This window comes from Vibrio sp. V03_P4A6T147, from assembly GCF_002241085.1.
Classification (GTDB): Bacteria; Pseudomonadota; Gammaproteobacteria; order Enterobacterales; family Vibrionaceae; genus Vibrio; species Vibrio anguillarum.
This window is the reverse complement of the sequence record NZ_NDIO01000298.1, coordinates 1-2,109: the sequence shown is the minus strand read 5'-3', so window position 1 is coordinate 2,109 and position 2,109 is coordinate 1. Positions and strand designations below refer to the sequence as shown.

3 protein-coding genes are annotated in these 2,109 nt (G+C 42.8%); all 3 read right to left on the bottom strand.

Annotated features, from left to right (window positions below; genetic code table 11):
- Positions 1-33: 33 nt before the first annotated feature.
- From treR to gmhB, 3 genes are read right to left on the bottom strand one after another with little or no spacing between them, the layout of a single operon-like run.
- Entirely contained in the window at positions 34-981 is a 948-nt protein-coding gene (gene treR / locus B9J84_RS11710) for a trehalose operon repressor TreR (RefSeq protein WP_013857380.1), read from the bottom strand.
- Between the two features lie 55 nt (positions 982-1,036).
- The gene (locus B9J84_RS11705) at positions 1,037-1,381 is read right to left on the bottom strand and encodes an MliC family protein (RefSeq protein WP_094124190.1); all 345 of its coding nucleotides are present in this window, start codon (positions 1,379-1,381) and stop codon (positions 1,037-1,039) included.
- Between the two features lie 26 nt (positions 1,382-1,407).
- A complete protein-coding gene (gene gmhB / locus B9J84_RS11700; protein WP_017044207.1) occupies positions 1,408-1,959 on the bottom strand; it encodes a D-glycero-beta-D-manno-heptose 1,7-bisphosphate 7-phosphatase in 552 nt (183 codons plus the stop codon).
- Positions 1,960-2,109 lie beyond the last annotated feature (150 nt).

The window sequence follows — 2,109 nt, the reverse complement described above, 5'->3', positions numbered from 1 at the left end:
GACTAATTGTAATTCACTTTAAGAAATAAGGAGTTAGCTTGTTAGCGGTTGTTGAGTGATGTGTGCAGGGTTCATTTCATTATTAAGCTGTAAAATCAATAAATTAGCTGCTTTTTCTCCCGCTTGAGCATAGCCAGGATCAATACTGTAAATATTAGGGAAAAGAAAAGAGAGCAGTTCATTACCACCCACACCAGTGACGGCAATATCATCTCGGCCTAATTCTTGGAGACGTTTAATCACGCCAAGTGCCAGAGTGTCACTGGCGCACACGATAGCTTGAGTCTGATCATTCAGCACTTCATCAACCAGTTGGTAGGCACTTTCATGATGCAAACGCCCAGTGCGATAATTGGGAGTGCATCCACTTTGTTTGCACCAATCTAAGTACGAATCTAAACGTAATTTACCTGTCGTTTTATCGCTAGGATCGACCCCAATGTAGGAAATATGAACTCGATTTTTCGAAGTCAAATGAGCAAGCGCGCCTTGAATAACACCATAATTGTCATAGTTAATCGATGAGACTTTATCGGCATCCATCGCAATCACAACCGCTCGCGATGCCCATAGGTTGAGTTGTGTGATATCGAGATCGGTAAAACCAAATACAATTACACCATCCACATTACGCTTATGTAAAACCTCAAGGTGCTCGTTCGTTTTAGTGCGATCAAACTGGCTTTCCATAATCACCACATCGTACCCATTTTGATACAACACCTGTAGCATTCGCCCCACGGCACGGTTTTCAGACGGTGACTCAAGGCGTGAGATAATCACGCCAATCACTTTTTCACTGCCACCACGCATTAACTGAGCCGATTTCAATGGCACATACCCAGAATCTTGGATAACGCGTTCCACTTTTGCTCGTGTTTCAGGCTTCACTTTTGGGTCGTTCGTCAATACACGAGAAACCGTCGATTTACCAACACCAGACAGTTTTGCAATATCCAAGATAGTCAGTTTTCTGCTCATGCGAACCTATAGCGTAAATAAAAATGGAAGATAGCATGCGCTTATCTTAAATGAATTATTGAGTGGTACAGCCTTGATAAGTCGTTGATCCCACTTCGAGCAAAGCCTCATCGCCTTTCGTATGTAAAAGCACGGTTTGAGGCTGAGTTTGCTCGCTATCGTCGATCACATACTTTGCGCCAGAGGCGGCTGGAATTTGTATTAATGTATATTCGCGATCAGCAATACGGAGAAGGGCTGACTGTTGCTCAATATACGCAACATCAAAATGCTCACCAGAACGGCATTGATAATGCTGGAACAGGTTCTCACTTTCAACGCGTGAATCGTTCGCGTAATGTGGTGAGCATGCTGCTAAAAAACCAACACTGAATCCAACAAAAAGAAATGATTTATTCATATTGCCTTCCACAAAGGGGGGAATTTTTACTGTGCAAGAAAAGCAGGGACATCGCGAATACTATCAAGTACCACGGTGGCGAGTAATTCACCTTGCTCAGTAACGGGTTTACCGGTACGCACCAACACACGAGTACCAACACCTGCGGCTTGTGCAGCCATCATATCTTCAGCTTTATCGCCTATCATCACGGATTTTTCCATATCGATATCAAGAAAATCCCGTGCGGAGATAAACATACCAGGCTTGGGTTTGCGGCAATCACACTCTTCTTTATACTTACCTTCACCGTGCTCTGCATGGTGCGGGCAGTAATAAATACCATCAAACTCGACACCGTGATCGGCAAAATTCCAGTCCATCCATTGCGTTAAAGATAAAAAGCGCTCTTCACTAAATTTCCCACGAGCGATACCTGATTGGTTGGTCACCAAAACCAGCAAATACCCCATGTCTTGAAACTTCTTAGTGGCTTCAAATACACCATCAATAAACTCAAAATCATGCTCATCATGAACATAGCCATGGTCAACGTTGATCACGCCATCGCGATCTAAAAACACTGCAGGTTTAGCCAAAATAACTCTCTCATATCACGCAAGATATGATGATTATTACACGCTTTATTTTTTTCATCACTACCTAATTCACCAAAGCGTTTAGACGTCTAGACGTAAAAATATCTATTGACTTAAATCAAGTTAAGCCATAGCATCGTCCAACAAGTG

Bases quoted from the DNA above. Each gene is read 5' to 3' on its own strand.
- treR (WP_013857380.1), bottom strand. From the start codon at position 981: ATGAGCAGAAAACTGACTATCTTGGATATTGCAAAACTGTCTGGTGTT.
- B9J84_RS11705 (WP_094124190.1), bottom strand. From the start codon at position 1,381: ATGAATAAATCATTTCTTTTTGTTGGATTCAGTGTTGGTTTTTTAGCA.